General features: G+C 57.8%; 17 protein-coding genes. 9 read left to right on the forward strand and 8 right to left on the reverse strand.

Annotation, left to right across the window (positions count from 1 at the left end):
- The first annotated feature begins 349 nt into the window (after positions 1 to 349).
- Positions 350 to 1,381, forward strand: a complete 1,032-nt coding sequence (locus KBB96_RS04870) for a hypothetical protein (protein ID WP_211632952.1) — start codon at positions 350 to 352, stop codon at positions 1,379 to 1,381.
- 37 nt (positions 1,382 to 1,418) lie between these two features.
- On the opposite strand, the gene KBB96_RS04875 is transcribed toward KBB96_RS04870, so the two are convergent.
- The 4 genes from KBB96_RS04875 to KBB96_RS04890 are packed head-to-tail and all read right to left on the reverse strand — an operon-like array spanning position 1,419 to position 9,531.
- A complete protein-coding gene (locus tag KBB96_RS04875) occupies positions 1,419 to 2,654 on the reverse strand; it encodes a TIGR02679 family protein (RefSeq protein WP_211632955.1) in 1,236 nt (411 codons plus the stop codon).
- Positions 2,651 to 6,745 (reverse strand): TIGR02680 family protein, encoded by a 4,095-nt coding sequence (locus KBB96_RS04880; RefSeq protein ID WP_211632958.1) that lies wholly within the window; start codon positions 6,743 to 6,745, stop codon positions 2,651 to 2,653. Before KBB96_RS04880 ends, KBB96_RS04875 begins: the two co-directional genes overlap by 4 nt.
- Positions 6,742 to 7,965, reverse strand: a complete 1,224-nt coding sequence (locus tag KBB96_RS04885) for a TIGR02678 family protein (RefSeq protein ID WP_211632962.1) — start codon at positions 7,963 to 7,965, stop codon at positions 6,742 to 6,744. Before KBB96_RS04885 ends, KBB96_RS04880 begins: the two co-directional genes overlap by 4 nt.
- Positions 7,966 to 7,998: 33 nt before the next feature.
- The gene (locus KBB96_RS04890; RefSeq protein WP_211632965.1) at positions 7,999 to 9,531 is read right to left on the reverse strand and encodes a TIGR02677 family protein; all 1,533 of its coding nucleotides are present in this window, start codon (positions 9,529 to 9,531) and stop codon (positions 7,999 to 8,001) included.
- 290 nt (positions 9,532 to 9,821) lie between these two features.
- On the opposite strand from KBB96_RS04890, the gene KBB96_RS04895 reads away from it, so the two are divergent.
- Positions 9,822 to 10,142, forward strand: coding sequence for a hypothetical protein (locus tag KBB96_RS04895; protein WP_211632967.1), 321 nt, complete (start codon positions 9,822 to 9,824; stop codon positions 10,140 to 10,142).
- Between the two features lie 3 nt (positions 10,143 to 10,145).
- On the opposite strand, the gene KBB96_RS04900 is transcribed toward KBB96_RS04895, so the two are convergent.
- Both KBB96_RS04900 and KBB96_RS04905 read right to left on the reverse strand, forming a co-directional pair.
- On the reverse strand, positions 10,146 to 10,376 hold the full coding sequence (locus tag KBB96_RS04900; protein ID WP_211632969.1) for a hypothetical protein: 231 nt from the start codon (positions 10,374 to 10,376) through the stop codon (positions 10,146 to 10,148).
- Positions 10,377 to 10,437: 61 nt separating this feature from the next.
- On the reverse strand, positions 10,438 to 11,568 hold the full coding sequence (locus tag KBB96_RS04905; RefSeq protein WP_211632971.1) for a hypothetical protein: 1,131 nt from the start codon (positions 11,566 to 11,568) through the stop codon (positions 10,438 to 10,440).
- A gap of 588 nt (positions 11,569 to 12,156) precedes the next feature.
- Here KBB96_RS04905 and KBB96_RS04910 point away from each other — a divergent pair.
- From KBB96_RS04910 to KBB96_RS04935, 6 genes are all read left to right on the forward strand, one after another.
- Positions 12,157 to 12,552 carry a gluconate 2-dehydrogenase subunit 3 family protein gene (locus tag KBB96_RS04910; RefSeq protein WP_226373695.1) on the forward strand — a complete coding sequence of 132 codons (396 nt, stop codon included), beginning with the start codon at positions 12,157 to 12,159 and terminating at the stop codon, positions 12,550 to 12,552.
- Between the two features lie 4 nt (positions 12,553 to 12,556).
- Positions 12,557 to 14,212 carry a GMC oxidoreductase gene (locus tag KBB96_RS04915; RefSeq protein WP_211632975.1) on the forward strand — a complete coding sequence of 552 codons (1,656 nt, stop codon included), beginning with the start codon at positions 12,557 to 12,559 and terminating at the stop codon, positions 14,210 to 14,212.
- 616 nt (positions 14,213 to 14,828) lie between these two features.
- Positions 14,829 to 16,220: an AAA family ATPase gene (locus tag KBB96_RS04920; protein ID WP_211632978.1), complete on the forward strand. Its 1,392-nt coding sequence runs from the start codon at positions 14,829 to 14,831 to the stop codon at positions 16,218 to 16,220.
- Positions 16,221 to 16,257: 37 nt separating this feature from the next.
- Positions 16,258 to 17,124: an HNH endonuclease family protein gene (locus KBB96_RS04925; protein ID WP_211632980.1), complete on the forward strand. Its 867-nt coding sequence runs from the start codon at positions 16,258 to 16,260 to the stop codon at positions 17,122 to 17,124.
- 108 nt (positions 17,125 to 17,232) lie between these two features.
- Complete coding sequence (locus KBB96_RS04930) at positions 17,233 to 17,373, forward strand: hypothetical protein (protein WP_211632983.1); 141 nt, start codon at positions 17,233 to 17,235, stop codon at positions 17,371 to 17,373.
- A gap of 113 nt (positions 17,374 to 17,486) precedes the next feature.
- Positions 17,487 to 18,029, forward strand: coding sequence for a hypothetical protein (locus KBB96_RS04935; RefSeq protein WP_211632985.1), 543 nt, complete (start codon positions 17,487 to 17,489; stop codon positions 18,027 to 18,029).
- A 139-nt stretch (positions 18,030 to 18,168) separates the two neighbouring features.
- Here KBB96_RS04935 and KBB96_RS04940 read toward each other — a convergent pair whose 3' ends face one another.
- Together KBB96_RS04940 and KBB96_RS04945 are read right to left on the reverse strand one after the other, a co-directional pair.
- Positions 18,169 to 18,795: a sigma-70 family RNA polymerase sigma factor gene (locus tag KBB96_RS04940; protein ID WP_211632988.1), complete on the reverse strand. Its 627-nt coding sequence runs from the start codon at positions 18,793 to 18,795 to the stop codon at positions 18,169 to 18,171.
- A gap of 132 nt (positions 18,796 to 18,927) precedes the next feature.
- A complete protein-coding gene (locus KBB96_RS04945) occupies positions 18,928 to 19,524 on the reverse strand; it encodes a hypothetical protein (protein WP_211634697.1) in 597 nt (198 codons plus the stop codon).
- Positions 19,525 to 19,542: 18 nt separating this feature from the next.
- Here KBB96_RS04945 and KBB96_RS04950 point away from each other — a divergent pair, with 18 nt between their 5' ends.
- Complete coding sequence (locus KBB96_RS04950) at positions 19,543 to 20,082, forward strand: response regulator (protein WP_264176988.1); 540 nt, start codon at positions 19,543 to 19,545, stop codon at positions 20,080 to 20,082.
- Positions 20,083 to 20,154: the final 72 nt, after the last annotated feature.

Raw genomic sequence — 20,154 nt, forward strand, 5'->3', positions numbered from 1 at the left:
TTTGGGCTTGCACTGTAACCGGGGGAGGATTGTTCGCGGAGCCAACTGAAGGCAGTCACCGATTGAGCTGGAATTGGGGTGCTGAGGCTGTTAGGTAGGTGTAATCAGTCGTAGTTGAATGGAGAAGGCACTTCGGATCTACAGCTGGAAAGGGCTTCTGAGCGAGGAGGTCCAAGCTGGAACGATAAAGAGCAGGCAGGATGCAAGACGTTTGGGGCCTTTCTGCGCTCCCGATAAGTCCGGGATTGTCACCTGGGTCAGAGCTGCGTGGGAGGGAAACCGTAGGACCAAGGTTTCGCACTTCAGGCACTTGCCGGACGGTAGGCAAGACATCGATCTGAAACGACAAGTGACCTCGGATTTTGAGGAGATTGAACGTCAGAAGTCTCGCTCACCGATTCATAACCCGGCTCGGGACGCATTGGCACTGGAACTGAAGAAAATGATTGGCGCCAAGATCTCGTGGGCAATTCCGGGCGGTGAGTTTTCCGATTTCCCCTTGGTTGGTAACCTGATGGAGAGCGTGGAAGAGGTCGAAACCGAGTATGAGGTTCAAACCCCTTTTGGAAGAAGCTATCGCTTCGACATCGCGCTGTTAGGCCCAGCACTGCCGAATTCCAGGATCATTCTAGGCGCAATTGAGCTTGAGAACCAACACGAGTTTGAGAGCTCGAAATGCCTTTTGTGTAAGTGTCTCGGTTTTCCCCTGGTTTCCTTGGACTTGGAGAGTTTGTCCGCCGACGAGCTCACCGGAGAGGTCCTTCTTCGGCGCGTAACGGAAACCACGGTGACATCCGATGATGGTCGTCGCCGGAATTACTTCTATCTCCATACATTTCTCTATCCCGCGTATCTCCAGTATCCACATACGTTGGGGCTCGATCAACGTCATCAGTTCGTGATCTTCGCCTCGGACAAGCGCATCGGTCCGATCATCCGTTATTTGAACAAGCTTCAGGAATTTCTCGGCATAGGAGAGAACGCGATCGTTCTGCAACCGTGTTCTTGGTCGGATGATCCGCGAATCAAGGAGCAGTTTGAGAATGAGGGCTCGATTGCAGGTCACGATTGGCGTTCCTATAGCGAGCAGAGCTATCTTCGCATCACAATGGATCGGCCGCCGGCTTCGGAGCCAAGGATTCGAGTTTTCCATCTGGCCATGGCGAAGCTCTTGAACTCGGATCGTCCAGCCTTGGTCGGCTATAAGGTCGAGCGGGGTAAGCACAATCGATTCCGCGAGGACCCATTTTGGGAAAAGGAGCATTTTCCGGATGGTGAGTTAGCGCGCCGCTGCCGGATTGCCCCCAAACATCTTTCGGAGCCGATAGATTCGATCCTTCGTGCAGTGGAATCCATCGGGCAAAGGCGTTTCCCTGCCTGAGCGTGTGCAGAGGCGAATTGCTCGGATGTTTTCCTTCTCAAGAGGGATGCATTGAGAGTGCGGCAAGGATCTCGTCCAGCTGCTGCTCTTCGTGCATTGCAATTCCCGATGCCTCCATTGCGGGGCGAAGCGCTGGGTCCCATTCCGCGTCGGCTGGCAGGCCGCGAAGCTGCAGTTCACCGGCAGCGGAGCGGAGATAATCATCGGCAGTCATTCTCCAGATGTCCACACCGTGGCGTGACCGCATCGCGTTCGCAATGCGGATACCGGGCCAGTCGAAATCGCCGTGGTAGCGGACTAGAAACCCCGCGGATTTCAGCTGCCGGAGGAGAACGTGGAGGGCGGTCTTTGGTTGGCCATCGGTCGCTATCAAGGGTGGAGTTTTTTCTCCGAGTCGATCGGCTGCTGCTGCGAGGACGTTCTTGTTCTCGAAGACGTAGGCGTAGGGTGTGGACGATTCGAATGTAGGTGGGGTCCTGACGAGTTGGCGAATCGTTAGGAATTGGGGTTCACCGGCATCGGCATGGATGTTTAGCGCTCGACTGGTAGTGTCTGCCCCGCGAGCCCTCAGATTGAGAACGGCCACAGGCGCGCTGAGTTCATCTAGCAATACTCCGACCGATGCCCAGGCATCGCGTCGCCCCTCGCTGTCGTCCCATGCTTCGACATTTCCCATGGAAGCAACGGCGCGGAGCAGCAGGTTTGATACCGTCTTTCCTTGATCTAGTGCGTGGGCGTCGCCAAAGACAGAAGCTGCGAGTTCCGCCAATGTGGTGCCGTGGGCAGGCAACCGCGAAATCACTTTGAAGGACTGTTCAAGGAGCTGGCGGGCGACTGCGGGATCATGCCGGCGAAGCAGGCCAAGCGTCTTCAACTCTGCCAGCCACGTCATTAGCTCGGGCCTTTCACCCGCTGAGCCAATTGCATCCGAAAAGAGATTCTCCCACGCTTCCTCCTCTTTGATACGCTCCGTCCTTTTGTCTTTTACAGGTCCTCCCAAAGCCTCGACTGCATTGGCGAGTGATGCGCAGACACCGGCGTTCCTCAGGTTCAATTCAAGGGACTCAAGCTGAATGGTGATGGAAGTGGCCGTACTTGGTGCCCGCCTTAAAAGTCGATTAAGTGCGTCACGCTCCGAGGGACTGCAGGAGGTAAGCGTAAGCGGTCCGGAGAGCGATCGGCCCGACTCGAGTCTGCGTCGGAGACGCAGTATAAGCCGGTTCAGTTCCGGTCGTCCCAAGGTTTCCTGAATGCGAAGAGGATCGCTACTCATGCTGAGGCACCGGGTGGGAGAGGGGACGGATCTGGAGTTTCGTCGCGAAGCCTTTTGCGACCGTTCCAGACCCAGCGTGAGGCATACACAGCGTCAATTCCAGGCCGCGCGGAAAGTTGGTAAATGGCGATCGAGGGCACGGTCGGATAGCAGGCCCATTCGTTTTCGCTTGTGATTACTACGTCCAGATCGAATGCCGCGATCATGCCAAAGCATTTTTCTCGCATGTCGGCGTCGACCCCGACAAAAGCCTCATCGAGGAGGATGAGGCGCGGAGCGAGGGGGTGGGCGCTACGGTAATGAGCGGCGGCCGCTGCGAGTTGGGGAACCGTGAGTGCCACTGCCTTCTCTCCACCCGACCCGGTGCCATGGGTTCGCTTTGTCAGTCGCTTCCACGCGCCGTCTTGTTTGCGCTCGACGCCGAAGTGGTGCCACTTCCGATAGTCAAATGCGAGGGTGAGGTGATCCTGCCACGTCCCCGTATCGTTGGCGGCACGAACAGCCCGGATCTGTTGCTGGAGGAAGTCTCCCACCGCCTTTCGCTCTGCTGGCGACCACGTCCCGCGTGCTCCAAGCAACAGTTTCCGGGCCTCGGTCAAGGCAGGTGGGCTGTCAGCTGATGGCTCCCACGAAAAGCGCAGGGTCATGCCGGTGTCCATGGGACGCGACTCCAACTCCCTGTTGGCTTCTTCTTTCCAGCGAAGAGCACTGTGCAGAAGATCGTGGAGAGACTCAGCGACTTCATCGATCAGGTAGTTTTCAAGAACCTCCCGCTCCCGCGCATCAAGAAGTTCCTGGCGGTCGCGAATGATGTCGATGAGGGCGTCTCGAAGTTCGTCAATCGTGCAGACTTTGCCCTGGAACGGAATCGATACCACGTAAACATCGTTCAAGAGCGTGCCTTCCGGCATGTAGCCGTGGGACCGAAGGCTGGATTGAAGCGTATCGAAGTGTTGGTGGATATTGGACTGGTTCCTCCTCCAAGCGACGTCGTCGTAGTCCACGTTCGAAAGAAGGGAGTCGATCTGGCGGGCGATCTCAACACCGCGGGAAGAGGACCAAGGGCCAGACGTCAGGCCACCCAGATCGTGGTGAGCGACGCGGAGCTGGCCGGTTTCGGCAAATCCAATGAGAGCCGTGATAGCGACATCACGAGCTTGAGACTTCTCAGTCAGATTTGAATTGGTCTCGACGATTCTTGATTCGGCGATGGCGATTGCGGTGGCTATGCCGTTCTTCTTCTTTTCATGCTCTTCTAGGGCATCTGCAATCTTCCTCTGGTTGAGCTTGGCATCCTCCAACTTGGCCATGATTGCTTCAGCTGACGCTCCGGCGGATTCCTCGAGAGTCTCCAGGTTCGACTGGGCGGCCAGCAGCTCTTGGTGAGCATCGCGCTGCCGGATCTCACTTTGCTCGCTCAGTTGGCGCGCCTTGGCCAAAGAATCCTCGGCCCAGGCCACTTGATCGCTGGTCGATTGCTGCTTGTCGATCGCCGCCCTTCTTTCGGTCAGTGACTGGCGATATTCGCCAAGCATCTCCCGTAATTCGGTCAACCGTTCGACCCAAGCACCGATCGAGAGGTCGGCTGCCTCTTGATTGCGGAGCGCCACGGAATCGAGGTGCAGTTGCCGGTCTTTCTGGAGGCGAGATTCCGTCTCCGCCAGGCGAGACCGCTTGGCCGCGACGGCCCTGTGAGCTGATGCGATGTCCGCAACCCGACCACGGACGGTCCCATCAGTTGGTGCCGCGTCCGCTTCTCCTCGCGCCGCATTTTGACGAGAGACGATTGAGGAGATGTTTTCATCATGCGCGGTGATCCGCGTCTGAGTCTCCAGCATCTGCTCCTCGACCTCTCGAAGTCGTCGCTGGCGTTCTGCTTCGCGCGAGGCATGCCCGATATACTGAGCCGAGGGCTTGCTCCAAGATCCATGCAGGGGGCCAAGTTGCCAACGGCCCTCAGTGGTGACCCATGCCTGGCCAGCGTCTTGATCACAGCCTATCTGCTGGAGCACACCCACAATCACCGCATCAACAACGGGAGTCTTGCGCAACGGATCCGGCTTCAGGAATCGATCCAGAGAGCGACCGACGGGTGCAGGAGAATTCGTTCGGGAAGAGAGGAAACTGTCGTGCTGATGGGGATGAATCACTTCCCCGTCCAGCGTAACCCAGGCATCGAGCAGGCCGGCAGCTTCCATGGCCGCCTCCAGCCCGGCTTTTTGATCATCAGTGATCTCAGGCCGGAAGTCACACAGCGCCCAAAATGGCGCACCGGGACGGTCCTCGCGGGCGTCCGGATTCCGAGTGTGTGGGATCGGCGGCGGCTGCTCCCTCCCATCCCGGAGACGTTGGCATTCGCTTTCCTGTTCAGTCAGATTCCTACGTTCCTCGTCCAATGCTCGCTGGGCATCCCCGTGAAGCCTGCTAAGGCGAGATACGGCCGTTTGTTCGGCCAGTTTTACGGCGCTGGCCAAGGGACTCTCTGCTTCGGCGGTCTCGCTCCATTGGATGAACTCATCCTCAAAGGTGTCGAGGGAAGTTGGTTCGAGTTCTCGGAGGCCAGCCGCCCAGTCGCGGTATGCTTGGAACAATGTAGTTATCGCCACATCACGGGCGTCGATGGCGGCTCTTTCGTGCTCCAGATGCTCTTCCAGTTCGGTGCTCGCCTGGTTGTGGTTGGACTGGGCGATGGTTACCTTTTGCCAAGCCTCAGAAATTGCCTGGTTGCGCCTTTCAATATGGAGGGCTGACTTCAAATGCTGGGCGATATGTTCCTTAAGCCGTGCGTCTCCGGCATCGGGGGCCGAACGGCTCTCGCGGTGATGTCCTGCCAAACCGCATGTTTGCGCGAGTGCTTCGCTGTTGGTTTCGCTGAGAGACAGTTCCTGCTTTGCCCGGCGATCCTGCTCTATTGTCGAGGCGTGACGTTCTCCTTCCTTCGCAAGGGTTGCGGCTCGCGAATCAAGCTCGCGCTCGGCATCTTCGGCCCGGCTTTGTGCCCGGCTTGCGGTTTCGCGCGCTGTCGCCAGCTCCCTTGCGCTTTTCATTTCGGGGCTCTCCTGCAGGGTTTGAAGCCTTGCATCTGCGGAGGCTTTCTCACCTTTGAGCCAATCGATGTGATCACCCGCTGTTTTCAGATGCTCTTCGTTCTCGTGCTTCTCGCCTTGAAGTTCCCGAAGGCGGCGCATGGTGGCTTCATAGGCGGAGTTCGCCTTTCTCACTTCCTCGGCACGCCGCCGGGCAGCAATGCGGATGTAGCGCTGGTATTCGACCAAAAATACTTCCGAACCATCCCTGGCGGCGATCAGATCGCTGAGCTCCTGACGATCGTTTTCGAGTGAGCGGAAGGCGTCTGCAACATCGCCAAGCACTGATTCCGGCAATGGCGGCAGCGATTGGTTGAGTGCATCCGACAAAGTCTTCTCTTCGAGCTTTCTGGTCAATTGGGGTTGGCGAAGCTGGATCAGCAAGCTGAGCAAGGACCCGTAACGACTACCCAGTTGGAAGAAGGCCATGTCCACGGCTTTGCGGTAATCCCGCCTATCTTCCTCGATCTTTCCGCTGCCAAACACCTTGCCTTGATCCGCGATCGAGTCCTCCAGCTTCGTCTTGCTCAGGGGCTGCGAACTCTCATTGAGAAGGAATAGATCCCGTCCAATGCGCTGCCGGGTGATGAACATCCATTGCTGGGCGATTCCCTTCCCCTGTACGGCCCTAAGCCCGCAGCCTATGGTTTGAAAGTGCTCCTGTCCGTTTTCGTCGATCCTACCGAACTCAAGCCAAGTGTATCCTTGCCTATCATCGTATCTACCGCCCATGAGAAGGTTCCACTCCATCCGCTTTGCGGGATCCCCATCGGGCTCGAAGCGCTGTGGAATGATCTCTCCGTCGAGCAGGAAGGGCAATTGGAGGGCGAGCACTCGCGATTTTCCAGTGCCGTTGTTGCCCCTTAGTACCAATCGTCCGTTCTCATATCGGAACTCTTGGTAGTCGTAACGATAGAGGTTGATGAGGCCGCCTCGAACAGGCTGCCAGCGAAGACTGGTCGCATTCGGCAACACGATGGAGGTGTTTGGAGCGGGTGGATTCATTGGGGTGATGATTCTTCCTCGGCGGTCTCTGGCTTCGACAGATTTCCCAAGGCGAAGCGGGCTATTGCCGGCAAAGGCTTGATGGCTTCGGACGTCCGTCTCACGAGCCGGAGGGCGACGAGGCGATCAATGGTGGATTCCATGAGAAGCCTGTCCGCGCCGGGCTCAGTAACGTCCTTGCGCCAGTGTTTGCGGTGTACTTCAATCAGTTGGGCCACGTGCTCCCTCAAGACGGCGACTCCGCATAGTGCGCTCTCATCCCGGCGAAGCATGTTAGCCAGAAACTCGGCGACAAGCAAAGCGAGGTGACCGTCGGTTCCTTCTTCTGGAAGTCCGAGATCGGTCATGTCTCCTCGTTGGTCGAGAAGGGCAATGCCCTCCTTGCGGACTTCGGAGGCCATGCCGGTAGCAGCGTGGATGTGGCGGAGGATGAATACGCGTTGGCTGTCCAGGTAGACGCGCTCGTCCGGCTCCAAGTCCTCGTAGTAAAGGATCGGGTCGTCGAGGAGACGACGCATGAGGCGAACCCGCAAACGACGGTTTCGTCCATCGTCCGTTTCCGGGAGAGGTTCCTCCACAATCGCAGCCAACCTCTCCCGAAAGGCGATGTTCTGAATCATCGAGGGCCCGCGGCGGACTGCTAACATTCCGGATAGCACCGATCGATTGATGTTGTAGAGGGCGTCGCTCCGCTCGTTCTTAAGGAACGCGTCTTCTTCCCCCTGGATCCGGCGGAGGGCGCCGTGTTCGAGGAGAAAGCGAATAATCTGCACCAGGTTTCTCCGCTGATCCACAGACTGGAGGTCGAAGATCATTCCAGCTTGTTCCAGCTCGGGATCCGCTTTGAAGAAGCCTTGGATCTCTTCAGCCAGCCTGCCCAAAGTGATCTGCCTTTCGCTCCGTTCCAAGGTCGCCAATGCAAGACAGAGAAGAACGTAGCGAGAACGGGTGAATGGCGCATCGGTGCGCGAGTCCCGGGCGGGCCGGGTGCCGTCCGAGGAATCCGGCGGAGTTTTCCTCAAGCGGGCGAGGTCGCTTGTTACCTGGAGTTCCCAATTGGCATGGTGTGCGAACCATTCGCGTAATGATTCTGCATGCTTGCGGACCAAGCCAAATTGCTCGGCAAACGCGCCGCCCGCGGAGAGCATCGGATGCTGGAGCAAACAACGAGTCGCGTGTTGACGCTCGGCAAGAGCAAGTTCGCCAAGCTTGTCGTCCAAGGGAATGGCAGGGGAGGGAAGGTCGGCCATAGATCAAGTCGAGTCTTGGGTTATGGTGACGTGATGGTCCAAGCCGGTGAAGTTTCCCCCGGAAGTCACTAGCGTGACGAATTGCCCGTCGTTTGCCGGCTCCAAATGAATTTGGAGGGCTCCGTCGCTAGATGAGGCAGAGACGGAATCCCCGTCGCGCCGCTTTGCGGCTAAAGCCTTGCCTAGCAGGTCAAGCAAGAGCCGGAATTCCTCAGGTTGATCAAGAGCGCCCAATTCGGATAGCCGCATCCTGCGCCCCTGCGCCAAGCGCTTCTGTGCTTTAGCAATTTGTTCGGCTTCCTCCTTCACCAAGCGCGCTAGCAACTCCTTTTCCGCTGACCGATCAACAACGCGCCGTGCCGGCCCCTTCGCCTCATGACGTCCGTATTGGCGGATTCGGGGTGTGATCTCGACGGGGGGCGCTTCCAACCAACTGGTTTGTGAAGATACGGGCTCCTGTTCCCGCAGGTCCAAGGTCTCTGCATCAACCTTCAGGTGGCGTGCTGGAGCTAGGGAGAAGGCAGAGCGCCAAAGGCGGTGCGCGTCTTCCTCCGAGGGTGCTTGCGCAAACCACCGGGCTAGCGTCTGCAAATCCGCAACCCGGTCGCTCCTGGAAAGTCGTCTGTCATTGATCCGAGCCACGGTACCAAGCAATGCTGGAATCGCTGAGCGAGCCCGTGTTCGCAGCATTTCGGCTTGGGATTGGCTATGAGGTCCTCCTAGGAACCAGCCGCGGAATCCCGACCACCTAGCCTGCCAGAGTCGCCGGCACTCCTCCAAGCGTTGTATTCTCTGATGCTCCAATGCGTCAGCGGCGTCGCGAAGCGCGGCGATCTCTATCAGCCGGTCGGACCCTGAATCTTCGATACTGCGGAGGTCCTCTGCAATCTCGTGGGTGGCTATCACCAGTTCGCCGATGAAACGCTCCAAGTGGTCGATGAGGTGCTGCTTGTATTCGAGGAACCTTTCGATCGTCGTACCTTGAAGATCGATGGTTCGCTGTAGTGCTCGCAGGAAAATCTGGGCACGATGCGTCAGCTGTTCGAAGCGGTCGGTCAGATTCCGCAAGGTGAGGATAATTCGCCCTTCATCGAGCTCGGACGCCGAAGTAAGCACGGCAAGTTCGGTCAGTTGCTCGCGGATCTCCTTGAGTGTAGTGGTCTGGAGCTCGCCCGGTTGGACGAGCATCTCGTGGAAAACCCGGAGTGACTCTTCGGCTGCTTCACCTGCGGACGTCAATTGATAGAGAAAGCGAGGCCGATAGAAGTCTTCTGCGGTGGTCACATCGGCGTGGTCGCGGTTCGCTTCCAAATTTCCCCATTCGCACAGTTTCGCCAGCTCTGGCTCGAAATCCTCCTCCGAGTCTGCCGAGGTCTCACCGAGCGCGGATCTAACGTCTCCCGGGCGGAGGTGCAGTACAAACGACGCCTTGGCATTGACGAAGGCCTCCAAGATCCGTCGGTACAGGGCCGACTTCTCTGCCGTGAGATGACAGAATACCTGGAAGTCGTGGGATTGCCCGTCCGAGGATGGCATATACCAAGCTCACCGAAATCCGCCTGGAAGGTCAAAATTTTCCTGATGAGATTGTTAGCCTTGGCCTGGCAGGTGAGGGAGTCTGTCTTTTTCGCGTTTCTCGGGGCGATTGCATGACAGCTCGGAGAGCTGAGCCGAGTTCAATTCCGGTGAGGAGACGGCTTGTTTGGCGCCGACTGCCTTTTGAGTAGTCCGTGTTCTTTCGCTTTCACGCGACGCGATCATGAGCGTTCAATTCGTGTTGCGGAGCGCCTTCAGCGGTTGGCTGGAGATCCGCCGAACTAAACCCGATGAACCCGGAACTTCTCGACTTTCTCAAGAACGTGGGCGCCATCAGCGTTACCACGGTTGCCTTCAATACGGTCCGCCACATGAGCGGGTGGGGGCCGCGATGGTTTGGAGGCCTTCTTGCCGGCGGCACGTCGCTCGGTGCACTCTTTCTCGCGGAGAAGAGCATTGCTCTTCCGCTTGATCGCATCGCCACCGCAGCGACCCTTGGAGGGCTGCTGGTTTACGCTGCAGCGTTTGGAGTGAACACCTACATGGCTGGGAAGCCAGACGGTGAAAACTCGTTCCAAGGGGGAAAGCCGCCTTTCTGGGATCACTGGTAGGTGCTACCGCCGCTGGAAACCCGTGGAACGCATGGAAGTGAATTCGACAAGCACGTCGGACGCGGCATCGCGAATATCACCCTTCTCTTGCTCTGTTGCTCCGCTCCTTAAACCAACCGTGAGATAGTAGTTCTCGTTGTCCTTACTGACCACTCCGATGGTTTCGAGGTGCGGCAGGCGCCTTCTCATTTCGAGAATGCGCTCCTTCGCATTGATGACCTCGTACTTCCCCATGGGAAATTACCTCCTAAGGTAGTTATGGATAATTTTTAGCGGAATGTCAAGAGGGCCGAAATTACTCGACCCAAGTCCTATTGATGAGACTAAGAGACCGTCGCAGGCTACAAGCGAAAGTAATTGGAGTCGAGCGGCGAGTTTGGCCGATCCGGTTGACGCCACCCGCCGAGATCAGGCCCAAGCCCCACAAGATGTTGGGTACCGGCGACTCGCAGAAGATCAGGGCTCCCGAATCCCCATCGTAAGAGAATCTGGAGCTTCCCTCGGGAACCACAGAGAATCCTCCATCGAACCAGAACTTCTTGGTCCGTCGCCGCGAAGGCTTGAAGGTTACCGGGAACGAAAAGTCGGGAGCGAAAACGGAGCCTCGGGTGAAGCCAGTGGTCTTTCCGATCTTGAAGACCGGGGTTCCTTGGTGGAGTTCGAAATCTTCGGGAGGAAGGATGATCTTGGAGCCCTCGAAGGGGTATCCTTGCCCCCTCGGAATCTCGTTCCGACCTGCAAATTCAGCTTGGGTGAAGCGAGCGCTAGCCGCTTCACCGAAGTTCAGATCGACTTCGGAGAGTTCGATTGAGGGGTTGGTGATCGCAACCCGGTTCTGCGTCGAATAGCGGGTCTTGGGTTGCGACACATGCTTCCCTCCGAGGCAGCCCATCAAAGCGCCGAAGACATGCTGGCAACTGAGCAACTCGATGCGCCCGGCGGGGCATCTGACAAAGCCGCCGAGAGATCCCAGCTCTCCTTCGGCGTCGATCTCGCAACCCAGAATCAACGGCCGGCGGTTTGCCAAAAGTGGTTTCGATGAAAACGGGCCACGCCGGAAAGAGTCCGGAATATAGAGATGAAAATTGCGAAGGACCTGGATGATCGTCAATTCGGAGAAGATCCTCGAGATGGCCTCTGCCGCTTTTAGGCTCCGGGGAGTTCCGTTGGGCACCAAGAGGAGCTTATAGTCTTCAGGCGCGGTGGTAGTGATGCCTACCCCAAGAAGGCTGGAATTCCTGGAACTCTGGAGGAACCTGAAGTGCGGATTGAGGACCGAGCAGAGGGATGGGGCGGCTTCTGAAGGCTCGACTAGAAATTCGGAGCCATTGGCGGGAAGCAGGAAAGCATCTGCCGGATTGTCGCTGCTGGTCGTAAGGGCATCGAGGATTTGGTCTCGAAGGTTCGAGATCTCACGCAAATTCATGAGGGGGGAGGAAAGTGAAGGTGGGTAATCTTCAATGGCGGGGCTTTTCCGGGCAATGGCGCAGATGGGTAAAAATCGAGGTCTCGGGGAGATCTGAAGCTCTGTTTGAGTGATCAAACTTGGACGGCATTTTACCCGAAGAGTTATTAGCATTTTCTTGCACGCCGAAGCGGCAACTGTTAGGAGGCGAGTGCTTCGGGAATCTGTCGGCAACGCCTCGCAAGAGGATGATGCAGGCAAGCCGAGCTTTTCCTCCCATGCACAAGAAAGCCCCCCCTCCCGGTCTTGTCGCAAGCCGCATCTGCGGGGCGATTGCGCCAATAAATACTATGAAGATAGTAGATTGGGCCGGATGTGTGCGTTTGGTCGGGAAGAGTGGCGCCAAGCGACGGTTCCGTTCACAGGTCTTTGAATGATTTTCATCCCATGAGAGTTCCCAGTCATTTGCCACTTCCTGTCGGCGGTGGATTCCACCGACCCTACAAGGCGGACCGTCCCGAGACGGGTGAGGATCCGCGTTTGCTTTGCACCTTACCCTATTGCGATCTTATCGAGCTCCTGGCGGAGACAATGTTTCCAGAGAACGTGATGCTCGATTCGGCAGGGGTGGAGGTTCCGATCATGGCCCGCGACATCCGGATTGACCGATACGCGGTATTCCGGGCCGCTTGGGATCAAGAGTTCGGGATCAACCTCCAGCTCGCCCTGCTAGACTTCAGCGAGGGGTGCGGGGAGAACCATCCAGGCCAACATTTCGCGACGCTGGATGCAGCCGCCCGGACAGCCTTTGTGGGCAGCCTCTCCAAAGGCGCGCTGGCGACATGGTCGATTGGCAGGCGGAATTCAAATCCTGTGGATGACCAGAAGCTCCTGTTCGGAGTGCTGCACAAGTTCGTGATCGGCGGTATGTTCGGCGACCCGTGCTACGGCGGGAATTACCGCGGCCTCGGTTGGTTCTACTCAAACTTTACTCCCATTCCCTGACCCCATGAGTTCCGTCCCGTATGATGCAATTGTGATCGGCTCCGGTGCTGCAGGCGCATGCACGGCCTATTCGATGGTGATGAAGGGCATGAAGGTTCTGTGCCTTGAGAAGGGACCTTGGCTGGAGCTGCCGGATTTCTTTGAGGGCGGCCTCTACGGAAAGAGGTTCGCGAGTTTCGGCCGGGGGGATGAACTTCTCTTCAAGGAGAAGGAGATCCTGATGCCCCCGTTGAAGAAGGAGCGGCGCTACATGAGCTACGAGGGCAGCCCGCTGGAGAGGACCGAGTTTGGATGGCAGTCGCAGATGGTTGGCGGAGGAACCGTGCACTACGGCGGTGCTTCCTTCCGGGCTAAACCGGTCGATATGCTGATGAAGAGCACATTCGGTTCGCGAGGGGATCTGAATACCGGGCTTGGAACTGAAGCGTGCGCCGACCTGCGGGACTGGCCGATTTCCTTCGAGGAGTTGGAGCCATGGTATTCGTTTGCCGAGAAGCTGATCGGCATTGCGGGAGCCCCCAACTCGGGACTGCCGCCGTTGCGGTTCAACAAGGCCGCGGCCCTAATTTCGGATGCGTTGAAGAAGAATCCGGCGCTCGGTGCCGAGGTCATACCGACGCCGATGGCGATCAACAGCAGCCGCCATGATGGCCGCAGTCCTTGCCATCATAGCGGCTTGTGTCAGGACTTCGCCTGCCGGTTTGAGGCGAAGTCGGACATGCGCGTCACGACCCTCAGGCACGCACTGAAGACAGGAAACCTCCAGATCCAGCCCGGAACCTTCGTGCGGAAGATCAACCATAGCAATGGACGGGTTGTTTCCGTGGATTGCATTTCCGGAACGTTGGATCCCGTCGAGAAGACGCTTCCGTGTCCACTTCTTGTAGTGGCCTGTGAGTGCATCGAATCGGTGCGCCTGCTCCTCGCCTCAAACGCAGGGAACCAAGACGTGCTGGGAAATTACTTCATGGTCCACACCACCGGGGGCGGCAGGAGCAAGGCTCCCATTCCGACTACGACCTGGGACACCGCGCCCCACACTGCCTACATCGATAGCTTCTACGATGCGAGCGAAGAGGGGCCATCGGGATTCCTCAAGGCGGGAATCCTTCTGGTTTCGAGCGCGTCGGGGCCGGTCTTCGAGGTCGGTTCGAAGAAGCTGTTCGGCGATCAGGCCAAGGTCTTTCTGAATGATGTTTTCCCGTTCAAGATGGATCTCAGCTTCATCGGGGACGGTCTGGCTACACGGCAGAACAGGATTGGAATCCGCCCTGATGAACTTGACCGGTTTGGGATGCCGGCGACAACGATCCACTATGCGCCGCACCCGATGGACATGAACGCGGCGCGCTGGATACGGGACAAGGCCATGGACATCATGGAGGCCGCCGGCGGGATCACCGAGCGAAAAGGCGCGTCGGAAGCCATCAAGCCCTTCCTCAAAAAGGACCCGACCATGAAGCAGCTCTATCACGCCTCGGGCGGGGCTCGTGCGGGCGACGACCCGAACGAGAATGTGCTCGACCGCGACGGGAAAGTTCACGGGCTCGAGAACCTCTACGTAACGGACTCCTCCTATTTCCCTTCAGGACTAGGAGTGAATCCGACACTTACGATTCAAGCCAATGCTTTCCGGATTGGAGATCTGCTAGGGAACTAGCGACGGCGGCGGCTCAAGTGGAGGAGCCTTCCCAAGGGAAGTCAGGCCCCCGACTTTTTCGTTGAGACGAAAAAGTTGCTGGCCGCGTCCCAGCGGCCAGCTCGCAGGGGTCAAGGGAGGGGTTCCCGGCGTTCCCGCAGGAACGAATGCGACGAGGACAACGACGGGATGCCCTTGACGCTGAGAACCGGCCGCTATCGATCCGGGCGGTTGCACACGGCTGCGAAGGCTTTGCGAAGCAGTGGTGTGCAATCCCCGGGACTGTGGAGGCTGCCCGCTGGCGGGGGAGGCAAGACGACGAAGCGAGGGACGAGCGGAGGCGGCTGGCCTTCATCGCGAGCATGGGGCAGGTGGCGCGGAGCAACAGACCAGTCCGCCACCTTGATGAAAGGGCGGGAAAGAGCGGCCTGCCGAAGAGACGGAGATCCGCGCATCAGGGTTTGGGGCGGAGCCCCAGGAGAATGGGGCGCGGCGCACGAAGTAGACGCCGGGGAAAGTCCTTTCCCCGGGATCCGTCTTTGGACCCCTAACACCGCACTCGGAATCCGGAATAGGGTGGGCGGAAACGACAGGCAAAGGGATTGAAAGAACCAGACCGATCGTCCACGCTCCCTACATGTTTCTCCGCCGCCTTGTTCTGGAAAACATCCGCTCCATTGAGTTCCTGGATATCGACTTCACTGCCCCTGATGGGACGGGGAAAACCCGGCAGTGGACTTGCATCCTTGGGGAGAACGGAATCGGCAAGAGCACCATCTTGCGCTCTGCCGCGCTGCTTCTCGCCGGCAGTGAGGCCTTGCCCAAGTTGCTGGACGACCCGAAGCGCTGGCTCCGAATCGGGACGACGCTCGGCCGCATCAGCGCCCAGATCGTGACCCAAGATGGGAAAGTTCGCGAGATCAGCCTGGAGCTGGGCAGGCGGGACAACCTCACTTCGATACTGAAGCGAAACGAGAAGAACCTGAAGGATCTTGATGCAGCGCTCTCGCATTCCTCCCGCAATTATTTCACCGCGGGCTACGGAGTGTCGCGTCGCTTCCCAAGCCCGGATAGCGAGAAGTTCCAGGGGGATTCATCCATGCTCCCGCGTGCGCAAAGCGTGGCAACCCTCTTCCGGGGCGACAGCTCGTTGCGCTCGGTCGAGTCGTGGGCGATGGACTTGCATTACCGGCGAGGCTCGGTGGGCTTGAAAATGATCCGCGAAGCGTTCGATGCTTTGCTGCCCGAGGTTAAATTCTACAAGATCGACAAGGAGCGACGTCAGCTCTTGTTCAGCACGGCTGACGGACGAATTCCCTTAGGTCAGCTTAGTGATGGCTATCAAAGCGTTATTTCGTGGTATGGCGACCTGCTGTTCCGCATCACTGAAGTATTCCGGAACTACAAGAAGCCTCAAGAAGCCCGCGGGCTTCTGCTGCTCGACGAAGTGGATCTTCATCTGCACCCCAAGTGGCAGCGCCGGGTGATCGACCACCTTCGAACCACGCTCCCCAATCTCCAATTCGTCGCGACCACCCACTCGCCACTCACGGCACAGCAGTGCGGCGAGGCAGAGCTCTACGTCGTGAAGCGGGAGGGTAAGGGACCTGTCACTCTCCATCATTACGAAGACGCGCCCAATTTGCTGCGTGTCGACCAAATCCTCGTAAGTCCAGTCTTCGGCCTCGATAGCGGGATGTCGGTTGCGGTGGAGAAACTGCGCGCGAAGAAGTCTTCCGATCTCACTGCCGACGAGAAGGAAGTTCTTCTCAGTGTTCCGCGGCCGCGGGTGGATGCGGAGAGCGAAAAGGAGAAGATCGCATTGCTGAAGGAGGTCCGACAGGAGTTACTGAAGAGCGGGGGAAAACCCCGTGCAACGAAGAAGGCCACGAAAGGTGCCAAGAAAGCCACAAAGGGCTCCAAGGGGGTGGTGATGGTGACCAAGGCCGTCGGTCCAGCTGCCTATCAGGCGCCGAGTGTTCGAGGGGCTGATCGTCCCATGATCAAAGCCGCCTTGAAGGCCAAATGACCGTCTGTTTCCGGCACCCTCCACCCGAGCCCTCCCCATGATACAGATCACTCGCGACCGTAACGCCATCCCCGCTGCTTTCCGTCCGCCGGGTAGCTCGAAGAACGAAACCTCGCTGCTTGGTGCTCGGCTGGATCACCTGATTCGGCTTCAGAGCGATTCCAATGCCGGGCACGGCTACAGTTCCAGTTGGTGGAAGGCAGCAAAGAAGCAACTCATCAAGGAATCTCATGGCAAATGTGCCTACTGCGAATCCGGGGCCACCGCCATCAGTTACGGCGATGTCGAACATTTCCGTCCCAAAGCCTCCTGGTGGTGGCTTACCTGCTCTTGGGAGAACTACCTGTTTTCCTGCCAGCTCTGCAACCAGCAGTACAAGGGGGAGAACTTCCCGATTGCCGGCACCATCACCAAGGCGCCGGTGAAGATCACCACGACCACGACGACCAAGGCGCTCACGGCCCTCGTTGGCAAGCTCGTTCCCGATCCGACGAAGAAGGCGCTTTGTGATGCCGCTTGGAAGAAGCTTTTCACCGCGGAGAAGCCCGGCCTCATCGATCCGAACCACGAGGATCCTGAGACTTATTTTGCCTATGAGGCGGACGACGTTAAGGGCTTGGTCTCAGTGATCCCCCGGAGCAACGGAGCTCAGGTCAAACGTCGCGTTGCCGACTGCATCCAGTATTACGGCCTCAACCGTGAGGAACTTTGCGTATTGCGGTACGACCTCTACGAGACTCTGGCGACCGTCCGTGACTCGCTGGAGGGAATGAAGGCCGCGTCGAAGGCGAAGGTACTGAAAAGACTCGAACGCCATGTGGCATCGAAGAAACAATTTGCCGGCATGTGCCGTTACTTCCTCATCGACGACTGGGGACTGCTTTCCCCGAACTTGCGCGTCTGAACGCTGACACGAGGTGGCAAGAGGCGGGTTTTCTCGTTGTGAATAACTGATGTTCGATTGAACAAAAAAGCTGTTGGACAGTGCTGTGGTCCGGTGCTATGGGGCAGCATGCAAAAGAAGAAAACGAAGTTGGTCGGCCGTGATGCCGAAAGAGGGATCTTTATTTCGGTAGATGAAGCCCGTCGCCGCAAGAAGACCGCAATCGTGCAACGGGTTCCGGTTGGCAAACCTCCGGGCAAGAAGAAGTGACGTTGCGAGTGCAGTCAGCCGTTAGGAGCGGCGGATATCGTCCAGCGGGCGGCGGTCATGAATCCGATACGCCTTGTCGGTGGAGTCTTTGGTTCCCAGGATAGCGGGACATCATGAGCAAGATCCCCGCCGATACCTTGAAGGTTGTCCTCGAACTACGCTCCGAGAACGGATTGCCCGCTACCGAGGAAGCTGTCTACGCCGATTTGGCCAAGTCCAAAGCCAAGTGGGTATTGGAGGAAACCCCGCGCTATCGACAGGCTGGGCGTTCGCCTCTCTACGTTTCCGGAAAGTATCTGTCGGCGTATGGGACAGACCCCGCGACCGGTGAAGCCGATACCAAGACGAAGGAGAAGCCTGCAGCAAAGCGGGAAGCTCGTGCGTCTTCAACCTTTGTAGGGAACGGCAAGGCGGTCGATGAGACTGCCTTCTACAAGGTGCTTCATGGCAAGGGCTTCGCGGTGAAGATCAGCCAGAACCTGCTGAACGGAGAGTTGGAAACCCAGATCCCGCCGGCGATCTCAAAGCTTGAGCTGCAGTTCGGAGTAATCCCGGCGAACGCCTCGGCGATTCATGTGACGCAGACTTCACCCCAAATCCAGGTGGCGATGCCGTTGGACAAGTTCCTGGAGATCGCGGGAATCAAACCTGTCTGAGCAGGGCTGGAGTTGAATTTCCATTAGGGCGGCGAGCAGCGCATCGTGGATGCCAACGCGAGACACCGACGCTCCTTGCTTGTGATGCACGCCAGCCTAGGCGATCACGTCATTTGATCCGATGGTGGAGGTCGCCATGCTACCACCGGATCTCCGGAGGGCCCATAGCGCCCACAATGATGGACGAGCCATATGACTCCACCCACTCCCCATCGATCTTCAGCAATTCGGCCTCGATACCTTTTCTCAGGTTCTCACGAATCTTGAAAAGCCGGGCCTTGAGCGTTCCGGGTTTGCGATTGAGATCCTTTGCATAGTCGCCGAGGGTTTTATCCGTGCCGTAGCGCATCATGACCAGTTCCTGGTCCCGGGCGGGTAGTCGCTTGAGGCAATCTTTCAAAGCAGACAGAGCCGCAGCGTCGGGATCAGGGTAATCCGGGTAAATGGGCAGAGGACATTCAATATCCTCGATGTCCTCATCCAGATCCGCGAAGACGCGTTTGTCGCGGCGCAATTGGCGCAATTGGCTGAGGGCCTCAAATCGGGCAATGGCGAATGACCAAGCATGGAAGTTCGAACCGGCTTCAAAGTTTGTTCGCTTCCTCCACAAGATCAGATTGGTTCGCTGCAAGAGGTCTTCCGCTTGGTGGTAGTTCGTCACCAACGATTTTATGTAGAGGAAGAGGCGCCGCTGGTGCGAGATTAGCAATTCCTCGAACTCCGCTGTCGAGACAGCACGTTCTACGCGGGTGGCGCTCTCAGTCATGGGCCGACAGACAGAGTCCAATTCATCCGTGCTGGCCGCTCGGCCGGCGAGCGGATCCTGCAGACTTGTTGCTCTCTCGGTTGCAAGCGAGAGAGCCAAGTAGGAAACCCATTGGCGTTGGTCCCAACGAACTCACTTCTTCAAAGACCACAGGGTTCTGTTAGGTTCCTCGCTGTCCGGGAAGATCCGGTTCTGGAGACGGCATGTGATCTCGCGGCCATCCTCCGACGCCGAGACTCGAATGAGGTTCGGGGAAACTGGAGCACCGAGGCCGTCGGGGCGCTTCGAATCATGCCGGATGAACGCTGCATCGACCTTGGTCAAATCGGCGGGCATGCCATTGAAGCGGAGATTGGAGAGCTTTATTTCCAATGGCGGCAAGGTGGAGATGTCAGGTGGGGAATAGATTCTTTCGGTGGAGTAGAACTCCAGGAACGCGGCGTTCTTGCCGTTATGAACCAGCTTCTCTCCGGGAAAGCGCAACGCGTTCACAAACACATCCCTGGATGTGGCATGTTCGCGAACGAATGCACCCACCCAGGTATAGGGTTTGCCGTCCACGATCTGAGTGTCCATCCGGCGTAGCGAGAACGTGTATTTCCCGGAGGTCCACGGGTAGGGATGGCGTCCAGAAACGAAGTTTCCCTCGTAGTCCGCAGCTTCAACAAATCCTCCCGAGGTGGCACGGACGTCAGCGAGCGTGAGGCCCTGGCTGTCACCGTTGAACAAGCACAGGAATTCAGCTGCGTGTGCACCTGCGACACTGCAGAACAGGCATTGGAGCGTCTTCCCAAGCACAAGCCGGACGTGGTGCTCATGGACATCCAGCTTCCGAAGATGTCAGGTGTCGAGTGCGTCGCGCAGCTCAAGAAGATTCTTCCGGAGGTTCAGGTAATCATGGTGACAGTCTACGAGGATCCGGACCGCATTTTTGCCGCTCTTCGCAACGGGGCCTCAGGTTACCTCCTCAAGCGATCGACTCCCGAGCAGGTGCTGGCTGCAATTCGGGAAGTCCAAGCGGGCGGAGCGCCGATGAGCACTGAGATTGCCCGCAAGGTCATTCTCCATTTCCGGGAACAATCGACTGTTGCTGACGATGTAGAGCATCTCACCTCCCGGGAGCGTGAGGTTTTGGAACTACTCGCCAATGGATTCGTCAACAAAGAGATCGCGGAACGAACCGGTGTGTCCGTTGATACCGTCAGGTACTATTTGAAGCGTATCTACGTGAAGCTCCACGTTCGGACCAGAACGGAGGCGGCGCTGAAGTATCACAGGCCGAAGTGATTTTGTTCGAGTGTTGCACTTGCGATTCTCCGTTCGTGCGTGGGTTGCTGCCGCAAACATGAATTCCGCGAA

Origin of the sequence: Luteolibacter ambystomatis, assembly GCF_018137965.1 — a bacterium.
In the GTDB taxonomy this organism is placed as follows: domain Bacteria; phylum Verrucomicrobiota; class Verrucomicrobiia; order Verrucomicrobiales; family Akkermansiaceae; genus Luteolibacter; species Luteolibacter ambystomatis.

Coding starts and splice junctions, on each gene's coding strand:
- KBB96_RS04875 (WP_211632955.1), bottom strand. CDS start 2,654: ATGAGTAGCGATCCTCTTCGCATTCAGGAAACCTTGGGACGACCGGAA.
- KBB96_RS04880 (WP_211632958.1), bottom strand. CDS start 6,745: ATGAATCCACCCGCTCCAAACACCTCCATCGTGTTGCCGAATGCGACC.
- KBB96_RS04890 (WP_211632965.1), bottom strand. CDS start 9,531: ATGCCATCCTCGGACGGGCAATCCCACGACTTCCAGGTATTCTGTCAT.
- KBB96_RS04895 (WP_211632967.1), top strand. CDS start 9,822: ATGAACCCGGAACTTCTCGACTTTCTCAAGAACGTGGGCGCCATCAGC.
- KBB96_RS04900 (WP_211632969.1), bottom strand. CDS start 10,376: ATGGGGAAGTACGAGGTCATCAATGCGAAGGAGCGCATTCTCGAAATG.
- KBB96_RS04905 (WP_211632971.1), bottom strand. CDS start 11,568: ATGAATTTGCGTGAGATCTCGAACCTTCGAGACCAAATCCTCGATGCC.
- KBB96_RS04910 (WP_226373695.1), top strand. CDS start 12,157: ATGCTCGATTCGGCAGGGGTGGAGGTTCCGATCATGGCCCGCGACATC.
- KBB96_RS04915 (WP_211632975.1), top strand. CDS start 12,557: ATGAGTTCCGTCCCGTATGATGCAATTGTGATCGGCTCCGGTGCTGCA.
- KBB96_RS04920 (WP_211632978.1), top strand. CDS start 14,829: ATGTTTCTCCGCCGCCTTGTTCTGGAAAACATCCGCTCCATTGAGTTC.
- KBB96_RS04925 (WP_211632980.1), top strand. CDS start 16,258: ATGATACAGATCACTCGCGACCGTAACGCCATCCCCGCTGCTTTCCGT.
- KBB96_RS04930 (WP_211632983.1), top strand. CDS start 17,233: ATGCAAAAGAAGAAAACGAAGTTGGTCGGCCGTGATGCCGAAAGAGGG.
- KBB96_RS04935 (WP_211632985.1), top strand. CDS start 17,487: ATGAGCAAGATCCCCGCCGATACCTTGAAGGTTGTCCTCGAACTACGC.
- KBB96_RS04940 (WP_211632988.1), bottom strand. CDS start 18,795: ATGACTGAGAGCGCCACCCGCGTAGAACGTGCTGTCTCGACAGCGGAG.